This window comes from Micromonospora maris AB-18-032, from assembly GCF_000204155.1.
Lineage (GTDB): Bacteria > Actinomycetota > Actinomycetes > Mycobacteriales > Micromonosporaceae > Micromonospora > Micromonospora gifhornensis.
In genome coordinates, this window is record NC_015434.1 from 2,985,015 (window position 1) to 3,000,510 (window position 15,496).

At 70.3% G+C, this 15,496-nt stretch carries 14 protein-coding genes; 7 read left to right on the forward strand and 7 right to left on the reverse strand.

Features of this window, described 5'->3' with window-relative positions; all coding sequences use genetic code 11:
* Nucleotides 1-20: 20 nt before the first annotated feature.
* From VAB18032_RS13430 to VAB18032_RS13445, 4 genes are all read right to left on the reverse strand, one after another.
* Nucleotides 21-1,229 carry a ketosynthase chain-length factor gene (locus VAB18032_RS13430; protein ID WP_013733391.1) on the reverse strand — a complete coding sequence of 403 codons (1,209 nt, stop codon included), beginning with the start codon at nt 1,227-1,229 and terminating at the stop codon, nt 21-23.
* Nucleotides 1,226-2,488 carry a beta-ketoacyl-[acyl-carrier-protein] synthase family protein gene (locus VAB18032_RS13435; protein WP_013733392.1) on the reverse strand — a complete coding sequence of 421 codons (1,263 nt, stop codon included), beginning with the start codon at nt 2,486-2,488 and terminating at the stop codon, nt 1,226-1,228. The genes VAB18032_RS13430 and VAB18032_RS13435 overlap by 4 nt, the downstream gene beginning before the upstream one ends.
* The gene (locus VAB18032_RS13440; protein WP_013733393.1) at nt 2,485-2,913 is read right to left on the reverse strand and encodes a cupin domain-containing protein; all 429 of its coding nucleotides are present in this window, start codon (nt 2,911-2,913) and stop codon (nt 2,485-2,487) included. The genes VAB18032_RS13435 and VAB18032_RS13440 overlap by 4 nt, the downstream gene beginning before the upstream one ends.
* Nucleotides 2,914-3,146: 233 nt before the next feature.
* Nucleotides 3,147-4,859 (reverse strand): cellulose binding domain-containing protein, encoded by a 1,713-nt coding sequence (locus VAB18032_RS13445; protein ID WP_013733394.1) that lies wholly within the window; start codon nt 4,857-4,859, stop codon nt 3,147-3,149.
* A 257-nt stretch (nt 4,860-5,116) separates the two neighbouring features.
* On the opposite strand from VAB18032_RS13445, the gene VAB18032_RS13450 reads away from it, so the two are divergent.
* A complete protein-coding gene (locus VAB18032_RS13450; RefSeq protein ID WP_043720612.1) occupies nt 5,117-6,538 on the forward strand; it encodes a non-reducing end alpha-L-arabinofuranosidase family hydrolase in 1,422 nt (473 codons plus the stop codon).
* A gap of 73 nt (nt 6,539-6,611) precedes the next feature.
* On the opposite strand, the gene VAB18032_RS13455 is transcribed toward VAB18032_RS13450, so the two are convergent.
* On the reverse strand, nt 6,612-7,388 hold the full coding sequence (locus tag VAB18032_RS13455; RefSeq protein WP_013733396.1) for an HAD-IIA family hydrolase: 777 nt from the start codon (nt 7,386-7,388) through the stop codon (nt 6,612-6,614).
* Nucleotides 7,388-8,227 carry an amidohydrolase family protein gene (locus tag VAB18032_RS13460; protein WP_013733397.1) on the reverse strand — a complete coding sequence of 280 codons (840 nt, stop codon included), beginning with the start codon at nt 8,225-8,227 and terminating at the stop codon, nt 7,388-7,390. Before VAB18032_RS13460 ends, VAB18032_RS13455 begins: the two co-directional genes overlap by 1 nt.
* Before the next feature lie 113 nt (nt 8,228-8,340).
* Here VAB18032_RS13460 and VAB18032_RS13465 point away from each other — a divergent pair, with 113 nt between their 5' ends.
* From VAB18032_RS13465 to VAB18032_RS13490, 6 genes are all read left to right on the forward strand, one after another.
* Complete coding sequence (locus tag VAB18032_RS13465) at nt 8,341-9,585, forward strand: M20 metallopeptidase family protein (protein WP_013733398.1); 1,245 nt, start codon at nt 8,341-8,343, stop codon at nt 9,583-9,585.
* The gene (locus VAB18032_RS30085) at nt 9,582-10,586 is read left to right on the forward strand and encodes a Gfo/Idh/MocA family protein (RefSeq protein WP_013733399.1); all 1,005 of its coding nucleotides are present in this window, start codon (nt 9,582-9,584) and stop codon (nt 10,584-10,586) included. The genes VAB18032_RS13465 and VAB18032_RS30085 overlap by 4 nt, the downstream gene beginning before the upstream one ends.
* 15 nt (nt 10,587-10,601) lie before the next feature.
* Nucleotides 10,602-11,903 carry an ABC transporter substrate-binding protein gene (locus VAB18032_RS13475; protein ID WP_081476108.1) on the forward strand — a complete coding sequence of 434 codons (1,302 nt, stop codon included), beginning with the start codon at nt 10,602-10,604 and terminating at the stop codon, nt 11,901-11,903.
* 63 nt (nt 11,904-11,966) lie between these two features.
* Nucleotides 11,967-12,926 carry a carbohydrate ABC transporter permease gene (locus VAB18032_RS13480; RefSeq protein ID WP_013733401.1) on the forward strand — a complete coding sequence of 320 codons (960 nt, stop codon included), beginning with the start codon at nt 11,967-11,969 and terminating at the stop codon, nt 12,924-12,926.
* The gene (locus tag VAB18032_RS13485) at nt 12,923-13,756 is read left to right on the forward strand and encodes a carbohydrate ABC transporter permease (protein WP_013733402.1); all 834 of its coding nucleotides are present in this window, start codon (nt 12,923-12,925) and stop codon (nt 13,754-13,756) included. Before VAB18032_RS13480 ends, VAB18032_RS13485 begins: the two co-directional genes overlap by 4 nt.
* Before the next feature lie 122 nt (nt 13,757-13,878).
* Nucleotides 13,879-14,202, forward strand: a complete 324-nt coding sequence (locus tag VAB18032_RS13490; RefSeq protein WP_013733403.1) for an L-rhamnose mutarotase — start codon at nt 13,879-13,881, stop codon at nt 14,200-14,202.
* A gap of 105 nt (nt 14,203-14,307) precedes the next feature.
* On the opposite strand, the gene VAB18032_RS13495 is transcribed toward VAB18032_RS13490, so the two are convergent.
* Nucleotides 14,308-15,438, reverse strand: a complete 1,131-nt coding sequence (locus VAB18032_RS13495; RefSeq protein WP_013733404.1) for a mandelate racemase/muconate lactonizing enzyme family protein — start codon at nt 15,436-15,438, stop codon at nt 14,308-14,310.
* Nucleotides 15,439-15,496: the final 58 nt, after the last annotated feature.

Consider the following 15,496-nt stretch of genomic DNA (forward strand, 5'->3'; position numbering starts at 1 on the left):
CACTCCTCGTTCGTCGGAACTCATCGGGACAGGACCACCGCAGCGTTGAATCCACCGATTCCGCGGCCGAGCACCAGCACGTGCTCCAGATCGGCCTGCCGCGGCCGGTCGCACACCAGGTCGAGCCGCAGCTCGTCGAGCGGGTGCCGGACGCCGGTCGTCGGCGGGATCACGCCGTCGCGCAGCGCCAACAACGCGGTCACCAGGTCGAGTGCTGCACCGCCGGCGTAAAGCCGGCCGGTCATCGTCTTCGGTGCGGTGACCGGCACCCCGTACGGGCCGAAGACCCCGGCGATCGCGGCCGCCTCCTGCCGGTCCAACTCGGGGACCGCGGCGGCGTCGGCGAAGACTGCCCCGATTCGCCCCGGCCGTAACCCGGCGTCGGCCAGCGCGGCGGTGATCGCCCGCCCGAGCGCCGACGGCCGGGCCGAACCGGGCGGCGGGTCGAACGTGGCGGCGTAACCCGCGACGACGCCGTACCGGCGCGCGCCGCGCTCGGCCGCCGCACCGGCCTCCTCGACGATCAGCATGCCACCGCCCTCGCCAGGCACATGTCCCGCGGCGTCCGCGTCGAACGGCACGTACGCCCGGGCCGGGTCGGTGCCGGGGCTTAGCCGGCGGGAGCTGAGCTGGGCCACCAGCCCGTACGGGCACAGCGACGCATCCGTGCCGCCGGTCACCACCGTGCGCAGACCGCCGCGGACCAGCCGGCGGGCCTGGCCGATCGCGTCCAGCCCGCCGGCCTGTTCGGTGACCAGCACGCCGCAGGGACCGCGCATCCCGTGCCGGATGGAGATCTGCCCGGTCGTCGCCGCATAGAACCAGGCGATCGACTGGTACGCCCCGACGTGCCCCGGACCGTCCCGCCACAGCGCCTCGATTTCCCGCTGGCCGAACTCCGTGCCGCCGGAGGAGCTGGCGGTGACGACACCCATCTCGTACTCCGGCAGGGCAGCCGGGTCGAGCGCGGCGTCGTCGAGCGCCTGCGCCGCCGCAGCCAGCCCGAAGTGGGTCCACCGGTCGGTCTGCGGCACGAGCCGGCCAGGCACGTGCTCGTGCGCCGCGAACCCGGCCACGGTGCCAGCAACTCGTGTCGGGTAGGCGGACGCGTCGAAGAGGGTGATTCCGGCCAGTGCCGAACGCCCGGCCAGCACCGACGACCAGTGGTCGGCCACCGTGCAGCCGGTCGGCGCTAGAACACCCAGCCCTGTGACCACGGCGGTACTCATGACCGCTCCGCGGTCAGCACCATCGCGGTCTGGAAGCCGCCGAAACCACTGCCCACGCTGAGTACAGTCCGTAGCCGCGCCTCGCGGGCCACCAGCGGGGTGTAGTCCAGGTCGCACTCGGGATCGGCGTGGTGGAGGTTGGCCGTCGGGGGCACGACCTGGTGGCGCAGCGCGAGCGCACACGCCGCGATCTCGATCGAGCCGATAGCGCCCAGTGAATGCCCGACCATCGACTTGATGGAACTGACCGGCACCTCGTACGCCCGACCGCCCAGGCTGCGCTTGAACGCGGCTGTCTCGTGCCGGTCGTTCTGCTTGGTCCCGGAGCCGTGTGCGTTGATGTGGTCCACATCGCCGGGCGCCCGGCCGGCCTGCCGCAGTGCCGCGTCGATGGCCTCGGCCATCTCTCGGCCGTCGGGCCTCAGCCCGGTCATGTGGAAGGCATTGCTCCGGCTGGCGAACCCGGCCACCTCGGCATAGGGCTCCGCACCCCGGCGGCGGGCATGCTCGTACTCCTCCAGCACGAACATCGCCGCGCCCTCGCCGAGCACGAAGCCGTCCCGGTAGCGGTCGAACGGGCGGGACGCGCTGTCCGGCTCGTCGTTCCTCGCCGACGTCGCCTTGATCGCGTCGAAGCAGGCGACAGTAATCGGTGAGATCGGTGCGTCGGTCGCACCGGCCAGGGCGACGTCCGCCGTCCCCTCCCTGATCACCTCCACCGCGTGGCCCACCGCGTCCAGGCCGGAGGTGCAGCCGGTGGAGATCAGCGCGACCGGCCCCTCCGCACCCACAGTCCAGGCCACCTCGCTGACGATGGTGCTCGGGACCATGTAGCCGTAGAGGTGCGGCACGCCGTACGTGTGGTCGACGAGCCATTGACGACCGCCGTCGCTGAGCACGACGTACTCCTCTTCCAGGCCGGTCGTGCAGCCGACGGCGCTGCCTACGCTCACCGTGGTGCGGTCCGGCGGCAGCGCCTCGAACGTGAGCCCGCTGTCGGTCACCGCCTCGCGCGCGCCGACGACTGCCATCTGCGCGGCACGGTCCATCCGGCGGACCTCCTGCGGACTGAGCCCCTCGAGCAGCGGATCGAAGTCGCACTCGGCGGCGATCCGGGATCGGAAGCCGGTCGCGTCGAACAGGGAGATCTGCCGGGTGGCCGTACGCCCGGCAGAGATCAGGTCCCAGAATGCCTTGCGTCCGATCCCGCCCGGCGCGACCACGCCGATGCCGGTGATCACGATACGGCGGCGGCTCACGCCTGATCACCCACCACGATCTGGCTTTCCGCCCGGTGTGGCGGTTCCTCGGTGTCGACGTGCCCCAGGTCCGGTCGGGGCGCCAGCGGGCCGAGGTGATAGACAGCCCGTACGAGCGCCCCGCCCCGGTTCTCCGCCCGGTGCCGGGCACCGATCGGCACCAGTACGGCGTGATCCGGCCCGACTTCGACGGTGTGCCCGTCGATCGTCATCGTCAGGACGCCGGCGACGACGTAGAGGTACTCCTCCGAGTACGGGTGGTAGTGCTCGCTGACGTACTCGCCCGGCGCCAAGGTCAGGCTGCCCATGAACCCCGCCGTCGCCCCCACCGTTCGTGGGCTCAGCAGGACCCGGATGTCGCCGCCCCGGCGGCGGTTGGCCGGCACCGCGGCACGGGCGACTGTCGACGGATGCTTCTCGGCCACCGCGCGCTCCTCAGTTCGAAGACGGCCGCCGATCCGGCGCACCCGGGCCGGCGGAACTGTCACGGGAAGGCTGCCAGCGGGCGGCAGAGGCGGCGTCGAGGAGTGCTGGTGGTTCTGCCCACGGCCGGGATCGCGCGCCTGGCGAGCGGTGGCAGTTGGACTGTCCGACGTGCTGCACACGGGACAGCTGAACTGCCACCGCTCCCGACTGCCAGCCGGTGGAGGGTGGTCGCTCAGTGGGTGAGGACGACCGTGGAGATGCTGCGGGCGCCGACGTTGACGCTGACCTGGCCGCCGTTCACGCCGACCGACTGACTGGCCGCGTTGGCGTTCTGCGAGGTCAGGTAGTGCTCGGCCCGGGTGACGTTCTGCGGCACCTGGATCACCGCGTTGTTGACCGCGCTGGTCGAGCGGTTCAGGATCACCAGCGTGGTCTTGCCGCCGCCGGTGTAGGCGGTCACCTCCAGCGGATTGGCCTTGGTGCTCTTGGTCAGGGCGACCCGCTGGTAGCCGGGGCGGACGTACTTGGCGTACTGCGAGAAGGCGTACCCCCGCTTGAGGGGTGCTCCGGCCGTGGTGCCGAAGGCGGCCTCGCCGTCACCGATGAACGAGTAGTACCGCTTGCCGTACCACCAGATGTAGGCGGTCCAGTTCGACTCCATCGACCGGTGCACCGTCCGCATGATGTCGTCGAGCGTCTCGTTCCAGACCGCGAGGTTGGCGGGGTTGCCCCAGATGTTGGAGCCGTTCCCGTCGGCCGCGTGCAGGTTCCACTCGGTCATCCACACCGGCTTGTTGTGCTGGTCGGCCAGGGGATACGAGCGCAGCCGGCCGGAGGCCTCGGTGCCGTACAGGTGGCCGCCGATGTAGCCGATGTTGTTGCGGGCGGTGGCGTCGTTGAGGGTCGGGTCGGTGTACGTGTAGTTCAGGTTCACCGCCTCGGCGACCATCAGTCTGGTGTTCTGCACCCGGGTGCCGTGGTCGCGGACGAAGTTGCGCAGCTCGGTGCCGCTCCAGTCCATCGAGTCGTAGTCCGGGTGCCAGTCCGGCTCGTTCTGCACGGAGGTGACGTCGATGGTCACGCCCTGGTTGCGCATGTACTGCACGTAGCTGTTGAGGTGGTTGGCGTAGTCGGCGTAGCGGTCGGTGCGCAGCTTGCCGCCGTTGATCCGGCTGTTGTTCGTCTTCCACTCCGCAGGCGCGGTCCACGGCGAGGCGAGGATCTTCACGTTCGATCCGGCGGACTTCGCCGTACGCAGGGCGTTGACCTGGCTCGACCACTCGCTGGAGACCGGCGAGATGCCGGTACGCACGATCGACAGGCCGAGCTGGTTGGCGCCCAGGCCGACCAGGGTCTGGGTGTCGGAGGTCGACCAGGTGCCGCCCCAGATCGGGGTGGCCGCGCCGAATCCGTCGACCGTCTGGTACCGGGTGGTGCTGTTGACCGTGATGTCCGCCGGGCCGGTCGGCGGTGGGGTGGTCGGCGGTGGGGTGGTCGGCGGCGGTGTGGTGGGGGTGGTGCTGCCGGTGCAGGTCACGCCGTTGAGCGTGAAGCTGGTCGGGTCGGGATTGCTGCCCGACCAGGTTCCGTTGAAGCCGAACGACGTCGACCCGTTGGTCGGGATGGTGCCGTTGTAGCCGACGTTGCGGGCCGTGACGGCCGCGCCGCTCTGACTCACCGTGGCGTTCCAGGCCTCCGCGACACGCTGGCCGGCGCCGTAGTTCCAGTTGAGCGTCCAACTGGTGACCGGGTCACCGAGGTTGGTGATCGTCACGTTGGCGCCGAAGCCGCCCTGCCACTGTGACGACACCGCGTAGGTGGCCGAGCAGCCGGCCGCTGCCGCGCCGGCCGGCAACGCCACGGTGACGGCGGCCGATGCCAGGAGCACGGCACCGGTCGTCACCCGAGCGGCGTTGACCCTGAATCTGTCCTTGACGTGTCTCATCGCTGCCGTGCCCTTCGTGAGTGAACGTTCACCTGCTGGCTGAGTCCCGACGCCGCGCTGCGTTGGTCCCGGTGCGCTCCTGGGTGGACGATCCCGGCCACAACTCGTGTTTCGGACTTGGGTCGGAGAGGTGATCGACATCGACCGTGGTTGATGAGATGGGAGCGCTCCCGTAATGTACCGGACGCAGCTGTTAACGTTAACCTGCATCGACCTTCGACAATGCGATGCGGTCATGTCAGCCGGGAGGTTGCGTTATGCCAAGATCCAGACGAACCAATATGTACCTGGCATCGGTCGGGGTCGCGCTGCTGGCGTCCTCGGCGGCCATCGTGGCCCTGCCGGCCAGTGCCGCGGCTGCCGGCTGTTCGGTGAAGTACGAGGTGCCGTCGCAGTGGCAGGACGGCTTCGGCGCCAACATCACCATCACGAACCTCGGCGACCCGGTGACCAGCTGGACCCTGACCTGGTCCTTCGGTGCCGGGCAGCGGGTCACCCAGTTCTGGAACACCGAGCTGACCCAGAGCGGGGCGGCGGTAACCGCCCGCAATGTCAGCTACAACGGCACCATCGCCACCAACGGCACCACCTCGTTCGGCTTCAACGGGTCCTGGAGCGGCAGCAACCCGGTGCCCACCAGCTTCGCCCTCAACGGCGTGACCTGCACCGGCGGCACCACCCCCACCACTCCGCCACCCGGCACCACCCCGCCACCCGGCACCACTCCGCCGCCGACCACCCCGCCCCCGACGACTCCGCCGCCGACGGGCACCTGCAACCTGCCGTCGTCGTACCGGTGGTCGTCGACCGGTGCGCTCGCGCAGCCTCGGGCGGGTTGGGTGTCGTTGAAGGACTTCACGCACGCCCCGTACAACGGTCAGCACCTGGTGTACGCCACCACCCACGACACGGGTACGACCTGGGGTTCGATGAACTTCGGTCTGTTCTCGAACTGGAACCAGATGGGTTCGGCGAGTCAGAACCAGATGCCGTTCGCGGCGGTGGCGCCGTCGTTGTTCTACTTCGCGCCGCGCAACATCTGGGTGCTTGCGTATCAGTGGGGTGGGCCGGCGTTCTCGTATCGGACGTCGACGAACCCGGCGAATGTGAACAGTTGGTCGGCGCATCAGACGTTGTTCACGGGCAGCATCTCGAACTCGGGTACCGGGCCGATCGATCAGGCGTTGATCGGTGATGACCAGAACATGTACCTGTTCTTCGCCGGTGACAATGGTCGGATCTACCGGGCGAGCATGCCGATCGGGAACTTCCCGGGCAGCTTCGGGTCGAACTACACCACGATCATGACGGACACCACGAACAACCTGTTCGAGGGTGTGCAGGTGTACAAGCTGCAGGGTCAGCAGCGGTACCTGATGCTGGTGGAGGCGATCGGTTCGCAGGGTCGTTACTTCCGGTCGTTCACCGCGACGAGTCTGGGTGGGACGTGGACGCCGCAGGCGGCCACCGAGAGCAACCCGTTCGCGGGTAAGGCCAACAGCAACGCGACCTGGACCAACGACATCAGCCACGGCGAGTTGATCCGCTCCAACGCCGACCAGACGATGACCGTCGACCCGTGCAACCTGCAACTGCTGTACCAGGGCCGTGCCCCGAACTCCGGCGGCGACTACGGCCTGCTGCCGTACCGCCCGGGGCTGCTGACTCTGCAACGCTGACCAGGTGACCCAGTTCCACAACGAGTGACGTGAAAGGCGGGCGGGCTCGGCACACACCGAGCCCGCCCTCGGGTCATGCGGCGGTCAGCCTGCGCAGCAGCGCGGGCAGATCCGCCACCGAGTCCACCTCGTGATCGGCGTCGCCGGTGAGTCCCTCGGCGCGCTGGTCGGCGTACTTGCCGGTGCGCACCTGCACGGTTCCCAGCCCGGCGGCCCGGCCACCGGCGACATCCGTGGTGGCGTCGTCGCCGACCACCAGACACTCGGTGGCCTCGACGCCCAGCGAGGTGGCGGCCAGCCGGAAGAAGTCCGGCGACGGCTTGCCGAGCACCCGGGCGGTGACCCCGGCGGCGTACTCGATCGCCGCGACCACCGCGCCGGTGTCGACGTGGTCGCCGTCGGCGCGCTTGAAGTACCGGCCGCGCTGCAACGCCACCAGTTCCGCGCCGGCGCGGACCGCCCGGAACGCCTCGTCCAACGCCGGGTAGTCAAGCGTCTCGCGGCAGTCGCCGACCAGCACATGGGTGTACGGGCCAACGGCCGCCACCGTCGGCATCAGCGCGGTCAGCTCCCGGGAGAGCAGCGCGAACGTACGGGCCTGCGCTGCGGTGAGCAGCCGCTCGGCGGCCACCACCGGAGTGAACAGTTCGTCCGCGGCGACGGAAAGCCCGTAGCCGGCCAGTTCGGTGCGGATCCGCTCGGCGGTCTTCGAGTCGGTGTTGGTCAGAAACCGTACGCCCAGGCCCCGCTCGCGCAGCTCGGCGATCGCATCACTCGCGCCGTCGATCACCCGTGCGTTGGCGTACAGGGTGCCTTCCAGGTCGAGCAGGACCGCCCGGATCGCCGTCATCAGCGTGCCGCCTGGACGCCGTCGAGGGCGCGCCGCAGGTTCGCGCCGAAGATGTCGGCCTGCTCGGTGCGGGAGAGCTGCGCCAGGCCGACCGGCTCCAGGGTCTGGCTGAACGAGACATGGTCCAGACTGGGCGGGAAGTCCGAGCCCCAGTAGAGCCGCCGGCTGCCGAAGCGCTCCAGCAGCAGGTCGACGAAGGGCCGGGCGGCGGAGTGCGGCCAGGCGTGCGCGGGCTCGCTGACCGCGTATAGGCCGGACACCTTCACCCCGACCTGCGGCAGCCGGGCCAGGTCGAGCAGCGGCGCCAACGTCTCGGCCGCCTGCTGCGGGGTCGGGGGTGTGGGACGGCTGCCGGGCAGTCCGAGGTGGCTGAACAGCACCGGGCAGGCGTCCAGCCCGGCCAGGGCGGTGCCGAGCCGGGCGGTGGCGGCCGGGGTGGCGTTGAGGCTGAGCAGCGCCCGGGCGGCGGTGAGCTGCGGGACCGCCGTGGTCAGCCAGGCCGCGAAGCGGTCGGCCTGCTCGGTGTCGGCGAGGTAGGCGGAGACGCCCACGAATCCGGCCGCCCACCAGCGGGCCAGTTGGCCGTCTGCCGGCCCATCTGGTGAGACGTAGGCGACCGGGGCGATCCAGGGATGGCTGCCGACGAGCGAGGCCAGGTAGTCGTTGTTGCCGGCGAAGTGTTCCTCGCCCTCGTAGCCCACCACCAGCGCCCGATCGATGCCGTGCACGCGGCGGATGTCCTGGTATGCGGCCAGCTCCTCGGCGCCGGCGGGGGAGCGTCCGTAGCGGCCCGGGTAGCCGTTGGCGAACAGGTGCAGGTGGGCGTCAGCGAGGTCCATGGTCACGGACGATAACCCAAATCCGGCCTGGTTATTGACGTGACCGCCCCCCGGCTTTAGGTTCTTGTCTCAATTAGGTCCGGATTGCAGGCCGTGAGCGAGGAGTGGGCTGGGTGGAGCTGGGACACGACGGGGTCGAGGGGCTGGTACGGCTACGGCGTCAGCTTCATCGCCACCCGGAGCTGCGGTTTACCGAGCATCAGACGGCCGTGACGCTGGCCGAGAAGCTCCAGCCGTTCGGTCGGGTGCGCACCGGCATCGCCGGCACCGGACTGCTCCTGGAACTCGAAGGTGCGCTTCCGGGACCGACGGTCCTCCTTCGGGCCGATATGGATGCCTATCCGGTCCAGGACGCCAAGACCGAGCCGTACGCCTCCACCAACCCCGGGGTCTGCCACGCCTGCGGACACGACGTGCACATGACCGTCGCCTACGGCGTGGCCGCCCGGCTCGCCGCCACGCCACCGGCCCGGGGCTCGGTCGCCGTGCTGTTCCAGCCGGCCGAGGAAATCCCCTTCGGCGAGGCCTCCGGTGCCGCCGCCGCCCTTCTGCACGAGGCCCTGAGCGGTCGCCGCTTCGACGCCGTACTCGGCCTGCACTGCTGGCCGGACCTGCGGGTCGGCACGGTGGGCGTGGACCGCCACACGGCGATGGCGGCCAAGGACGCCTTCCGCATCGAGGTGCTCGGCCGGGCCGCGCACGCCGCCACCCCGGCGCTGGGCCGCGACGCCATCCTCGGCCTCAGCGGCATCGTGAACCTGCTGCACGCCGCGGTCGCCCGGTCCCGCAACGCCGACGAGCTGGTGGCCTTCAACATCGGCACCATCTCCGGCGGCGCCAGCCAGAGCCAGGTCGCCGCGTACGCCGAGGCGACCGGCACCCTGCGGACCCTCGACGAGGGCACCCGCGAGCGGCTCAAGGTGGTCATCGAGCGGGTCGCCCGCCAGCAGGCCGCCGCGCTCGACCTCGGCGTCCGCTTCACCTGGGCCAACGAGATGCCCCCGGTACGCAACGCGGCCGAACTCGTCGCGCTCGCCCACACCGAACTGCCCGACCTGGTGGAGGTGGTCGACCTCGCGGTGCCGCCGCTGACCACCGACGACTTCGCGCTGCTCGGCGCGCTCGGCCCCAGCCTGTACGTCAAGCTCGGCGTCACCGGCGAGCGGGGCGGCGCGCCCCTGCACTCCGGTTCCTTCGACGTCGACGAGCGCTGCCTCGAATACGGCGTGAACGCGCTGGAGCGGCTCACCCGGGCCGTCCTGGACGGCCGACTCACCGCCCCGACCATCGCCTCCGTGCCGACCCCGGCCGCCGCCGCGGACGACACCGACACCGACAGCGCGGCGGTGGCGGCATGAGCCAGCGGGTCGAGGTCGCCGTGATCGGCGCGGGAGCCTTCGGGCTGCGGCACGTCGCCGCGTACCGGTCCCTCGGGGTGCCGGTGACCGCGCTTGTCGACCCGAACCCGGGCGTACGCCGGCAGGTCGCCGCCGAGCACGACGTGACCCGCACCTTCGGCACGGTCGAGGAGCTGCTCGCCGCCGGGACGCCGCAGGCGGCCTCGGTCTGCGTGCCCGGTCCCGCGCACCGCGACGTCGCGGTCGCGCTGCTGGCCGCCGGCGTGCCGGTCCTGGTGGAGAAGCCCCTCGCGGCGACGGTCGCCGACGCCGAGGCCATCGTCGCCGCGGCCCGCACCCACGGGGTGCTCTGCCAGCCGGGACACATCCTGCGGCACAGCGCACCCCACCGGGCGCTGTACGACGCGGTCCGCGCCGGCCGACTCGGTCAGGTGCTGGCCATCTCGTCGCGCCGGGACCGGCCGCGCACCCTCAGCCGGCTCTTCCCCGACGAGCACCCCGCCCTCCTCACCGCCGTGCACGACATCGACCTGGCCATCTGGTACGCCCAGTCGCCGGTGGTCGAGGTCCGCGCGGCGGCCCGGACCCGACCCGGATCGGCGACGCCGGTCCTGGTGTGGGCGGAGCTTCGGCACGCCAACGACGTCGTGTCGTCGATCCGCAACAGCTACCTCCTGCCTGCACACACGCCCAACCACACCTCGGACCTGGTCGAGGTGTACGGCACCGACGGGGTCGCACACGTCGACCTCGGCCACCCCACGCTGCTCGTCCAGGGCGAGCAGACCGAGGCGCCGGACTGGCTGCTGTCGCCGGTCGACGGCGGCGGTGCACTCGCCGCCGAACTGCGCCACTTCGTCGGTCAGGTGACCGGCGTCGAGTCGGCGGCGGTCGTCCCGCTCGCCGACGGATTGCACGTGGTGCAGGTCGCCACGGCCATGGCCGACAGTGCCGCCGCCGGTGGCGCGCCTCGTCGGATCTCCCCCGAACCCCTTTCCTGACAGGAGTTTGCGCCGATGTTTCGACGTAGATTGACAGGTGTCCTCGCCGCCGGTGTGGCCACCGCTGCGCTGCTCGCCGCCTGTGGCGGCGGCGGTGACGACGCCGCCGACGGCCCGGTGACCCTCAAGGTGCTCACCTGGGAGCCGGGTGGCACCGAGTACTGGCAGCAGGTGAAGAGCACCTTCGAGGCCAGCCACCAGGACATCAAGCTGGAGCTGCAGTCGGTCCCGTTCGACAAGTACCCCGAGGTGCAGGGGCCGTACATCACCTCGCAGTCCGGCCCGGACGTGATGGCCAACAACGCCGGCCTGGAGCTGTTCGACAGGCGGGGGGCGTACACGCCGCTGGGCGACAAGGCGGCCGAGATCAACAAGGATCTGGTCACCTACAGCGGCGCCTGCGAGGAGTTCGACACCAGCAAGCCCTGCTACGGGGTGCCCTTCTCCTACCAGGGCAACGTCCTCTACTACAACAAGGACGTGCTGACCGCGGCCGGGCTCGACCCGGAGAACCCGCCGGCCACCTGGGACGAGTTCGGGGCGGCCTGCGACGCGGTCAAGAAGGCCGGCAAGACCTGCCTGGCCCTGGGCCTGTCCGGCACCTTCCCGGCGTACTGGGACTTCCCGGAGATCGCCCGCAACTACCTGACCGAGGACGACATCCGCGGCGTGCTCAACGGCACCCTGTCCTGGAAGGACCCGAAGCTGGTCCAGGTCCTGGAGAAGCTGGCCGAGATCACCACCAAGGGCTGGGCCAACAAGAACGCCCCGTCGATCACCATGCTGCCCGACGGCGCCGACATCTTCCAGCGCGGTGACGCCGCCTTCGCCGGCACCATCATCTCCGACGCGGTGAACTGGGAGGCGTTCGGCAAGGCCCTCGGCGACGACAAGCTCGGCGTCACCCGCTGGCCGGCCATCAACCCGTCCGCGCCGCTGGCCGGCAAGTTCTCCGGCATCGAGGGCGCCGTCTACGGCGTGACCAAGTGGAGCGAGAAGAAGGAAGCCGGCCTGAAGTTCATCACCTGGCTGGCCGGCAAGGAGAACGGCGAGCTCTGGGTGAAGTACGCCAAGGGCCAGCCGCTGAACAAGAACGTGGACCCGGCGCTGCTGCCGGAGTCGCCGGCCTTCAAGAAGATCCAGGAGCTGATCGCCGAGCCGACCCTGCACGCAGGTGTGATGCTCTCCGGCCCGGAGGCCGACGCGCTGGCCCGCGGCTGGCAGCAGGTCACCCTCGGCCAGCTCACCGTCGACAAGTGGGCCGACCAGATGCAGCAGGCGCTGGAGCGCAGCCCGACGAAGAAGCAGGGCAACTAGTCGCATCGGGTGGGGTGGCCCAGCGCCACCCCACCCGCCAGCTTCCCGGGGGAGGACAACCCGATGAGCATCTCCACCGCGCCGGCCGCCGAGCCGGCCGCCGCGACGACGCCACCTGCGCCGGTACGCCGTACCCGGCGTTTCCGGCACGCCCGGGAGTGGTGGCTGGGCGCCCTGCTGGTCCTGCCGGCGTTGGCCCTGGCGTTCACCTTCAAGCTGGTGCCGCTGGTGCGGGGCGTCACCACCAGCTTCGAATCCTCCAGCGGGTTCGGTGACAGTTCCTTCGCCGGGTTCGACAACTACACCCGCATGTTCGACGACCCGATGGTGCTGGCCAGCTTCCGCAACGCGTTGCTGGTGGTGGCCACCCTGCCGGTCTGGATCGTGGTGCCGCTGGTGCTGGCGGTGCTGATCCACCAGCGGGCACCGGGCTGGAAGTTCTTCCGGGCCGTCTACTTCATCCCGTACACCATCGCGCCGATCGTCGTCGGCATCATGTTCCGGCAGATCCTCGCGCCGGACGGACCGATCAACGCCCTGCTGCGTACGGTCGGGTTGGAACCGCTCGCCCTGGAATGGCTCAACGGTCGCAACAGCGCCCTGTTCTCGCTTGTCGCGGTGGCGCTGTGGAGCTTCTTCGGCCTGGGTGTGATGACCTACCTGGCCGGGCTGGCGACCATTCCCGACGAGGTGCTGGAGGCCGCGTACCTCGACGGCGCCGGCTTCTGGCGGCGGCTGTTCTCCGTGGTCGTGCCGATGCTGCGCCCGACCGTGGCGTACTGGAGCGTGCTCTGCGCCTCCGGCGTGCTGATCTGGCTCTTCCCGCTGATCTACGCGCTGACCCAGGGCGGCCCCGGTGACGCCACCATGCTCCCCGAGTACCTGGTCTTCCTCACCACCTTCCAGTTCCTCGACCGCGGGTACGGCTCGGCCATCGGCATCGCCCTGTTCGTCTTCGTCGCCCTGATCTCCGTCTTCAGCGTGCGGCACATGTTCAAAGAGGGGACCCGGAAGCCGCGATGAACCGGCGATACTCCGCCCAGATCGGGCGCTACCTGTTGGTCTTCGCGTTGGTGGTGGTCGCGGTGGCGGCCCTCTACCCGCTGCTGTTCACCGTGGTCAGCTCGCTCAAGACGCAGACCGGGTTCGCCCGCGATCCGCTCGGACTGCCGTCCGGGATCACCTTCGACAACTACGTCGAGGCGTTCAAGCGGATGAACATGCCCCGACTGCTGCTCAACTCGATCATCACCACGGTCGGTGGGCTGGTGCTGTCGGTGCTGGCCGCGATGCTTGTCGCGTACACCGTGACCAAGCTGCGTTTCCGCGGCGGCAAGCTGGTCTTCCTGTTCATCATCGTCACCCTGACCATCCCCAGCCAGGCGATCATCTACCCGCTCTACCAGACGGTGCTGGACCTGGGCATGTCCGGGGAGTACCAGGGCCTGATCCTGGCGTACGCGGCCTTCGGCCTGCCGTTGGGCACCTACCAGCTCGCCGGCTACTTCCAGCAGGTACCCGACGAGTTGATCGAGGCGGCCCGGGTCGACGGTGCCGGACACTTCACCATCCTGTTCCGGTTGCTCGCCCCGATCGCCACCCCGGCGCTGGCCGCCCTGGCCATCTTCAACTTCGTCTGGATGTGGAACGACCTGCTGCTGCCGCTGGTCATCATGGGCGGCTCGGACTCCAAGACCCTGATGGTCGGCGTCTCCCTGCTCAGCGGCCAGTACGACGTGTCGGTGCCGCTGGTCAGCGCCGGCCTGATCGTGGCCCTGCTGCCGGTGCTGATCATCTACCTGGTGTTCCAACGGCAACTCATCTCCGGCGCGCTCGCCGGCTCCGGCAAGTGAGCGACCCGGTGCACCACCCTGGCCCGGATACTCCTCATCGTCCGGGCACGGGTCACACCGGTTCCGTTCCCGATCCCGGCACCGGATCGGGGACGGGACCGGCATCCGGGCCCGGCGCGCAAATGTGCTACCTGTACCGCCTGCGCCCGGGGGCGGAGGCCGAGTACGAGCGCCGGCACGCCGCGCTGTGGCCGGAGATGGCCGCCCTGCTCGACGAGGCGGGCATGTACGACTACCACATCTACCGGCACGGCCTGCTGCTGATCTGTGTGCTGCGTACCCGGTGGGGCTTCGACCACGCCCGTCGGGTCACCGGTGCCTCGCCGGTGCAGGCGCGCTGGAGCGCCTCGCTGGCCCACCTGTTCGCCGAGATCGCCGACGCCGACGGCGAGCCACTGTGGGCGTACCCGGTCTTCCACCATCCCGGCCGTCCGCCGGCCGGCTGAGCACGCAAACGCCGGTGCGCCGGATCGCCCGTCCTCGGGCGATCCGGCGCACGGTGTTAACAAGGGGCCCGTGCTCTACCGCAGGCGTTAATAAGGTGCCCTTCCTTACACCGCGTACGCGACGGAGCCGTCGGCGCGGTAGGGGATGCGGGTCAGGGGCCGGCCGGTGAGGTCCAGCGGGGTCTCGTCGGCGAGGTCCAGGGTGACGCCGAGGCCAGGTGCCTCGGGCACCGGCAGGAAACCGCCCCGGCGGCGTACGCAGGCGCGGGCCGGGCCGTCGGCGAGGGTGTCGTCGAGAGGGGAGTACTCCTGGGTCACGAAGTTGGGGATCGCGGTGTCCAGCTGCACCGAGGCCATGGTGAGCAGCGGCCCGAGGCAGTTGTGGCTGACCACGGCCGCGTGGTACGACTCGGCCAGCGCGGCGATCTTGCGGGCGTGGCTGATTCCACCGGCCAGACCGAGGTCGGGACGGACGTACTGGGCGCCGCCCTGAGCCAGCAGTTCCTTGAACTCCCAGATGGTGTGCAGCCGCTCCCCGTTGGCCATCGGCACCCCGAGCGCCCGGCGGGTCACCTCGGCCTGGCTGCTCACGCTGTCGATCTGGATCGGGTCCTCGACCAGCAGCGGATGCAACCGGCCGACCGCCGGCACCACGGCCTCGGCCTGCAACGGGGTGAGCTTGCGGTGCAGTTCGATGAGCAGGTCGACGTCGGGGCCGACGGTGTCCCGGACGGCGGCGGTGGTCGCCTCGGTCTCGGCGACCAGCCGGGCCAGCGACAGGTCACCGTAGTTCGCCGGCAGCGGGTCGAACTTCACCGCGGTGAACCCGTCGGCGGCCGCCGCGGCCGCCTGCTCGGCGAGGGCCTGCGCGCCGGTGCCGGGCAGCAGCAGGTGCAGCCGGATCTTCTCGCGCACCCGGCCGCCGAGCAATTGCCAGACCGGCACCTCCAGGCGTTTGCCGAGCAGGTCCCACAGTGCCAGGTCGATCGCGGAGACGGCGGCGGTGAGCACCGATCCCCGGAACGGACCCATCCGGTAGAGGTGGTGCCAGTGGTGCTCGATCCGGTTCGGGTCGGCGCCGAGCAGGTACGGGCGGAACGTCTCCACGACCGCGTGCACGGCACCCGGATAGCCCCAGCAGGCGGACTGTCCGACGCCGACCAGCCCGGTCGACGTGTGTATCGCGACAAAGTGCGCGTCGCCCCGCACCACCGACTCGACGGCGGTGATCTCCATGCTGCCCCCAAATTAGAGACCTATAACGGCCACAAACTTGCTCCTGCACTCTTCCATA

What these genes read in the sequence shown, in the direction of transcription:
- VAB18032_RS13430 (WP_013733391.1), bottom strand. Translation starts at nt 1,229, where the DNA reads ATGAGTACCGCCGTGGTCACAGGGCTGGGTGTTCTAGCGCCGACCGGC.
- VAB18032_RS13445 (WP_013733394.1), bottom strand. Translation starts at nt 4,859, where the DNA reads ATGAGACACGTCAAGGACAGATTCAGGGTCAACGCCGCTCGGGTGACG.
- VAB18032_RS13450 (WP_043720612.1), top strand. Translation starts at nt 5,117, where the DNA reads ATGCCAAGATCCAGACGAACCAATATGTACCTGGCATCGGTCGGGGTC.
- VAB18032_RS13455 (WP_013733396.1), bottom strand. Translation starts at nt 7,388, where the DNA reads ATGACGGCGATCCGGGCGGTCCTGCTCGACCTGGAAGGCACCCTGTAC.
- VAB18032_RS13460 (WP_013733397.1), bottom strand. Translation starts at nt 8,227, where the DNA reads ATGGACCTCGCTGACGCCCACCTGCACCTGTTCGCCAACGGCTACCCG.
- VAB18032_RS30085 (WP_013733399.1), top strand. Translation starts at nt 9,582, where the DNA reads ATGAGCCAGCGGGTCGAGGTCGCCGTGATCGGCGCGGGAGCCTTCGGG.
- VAB18032_RS13475 (WP_081476108.1), top strand. Translation starts at nt 10,602, where the DNA reads ATGTTTCGACGTAGATTGACAGGTGTCCTCGCCGCCGGTGTGGCCACC.
- VAB18032_RS13480 (WP_013733401.1), top strand. Translation starts at nt 11,967, where the DNA reads ATGAGCATCTCCACCGCGCCGGCCGCCGAGCCGGCCGCCGCGACGACG.
- VAB18032_RS13485 (WP_013733402.1), top strand. Translation starts at nt 12,923, where the DNA reads ATGAACCGGCGATACTCCGCCCAGATCGGGCGCTACCTGTTGGTCTTC.
- VAB18032_RS13490 (WP_013733403.1), top strand. Translation starts at nt 13,879, where the DNA reads ATGTGCTACCTGTACCGCCTGCGCCCGGGGGCGGAGGCCGAGTACGAG.
- VAB18032_RS13495 (WP_013733404.1), bottom strand. Translation starts at nt 15,438, where the DNA reads ATGGAGATCACCGCCGTCGAGTCGGTGGTGCGGGGCGACGCGCACTTT.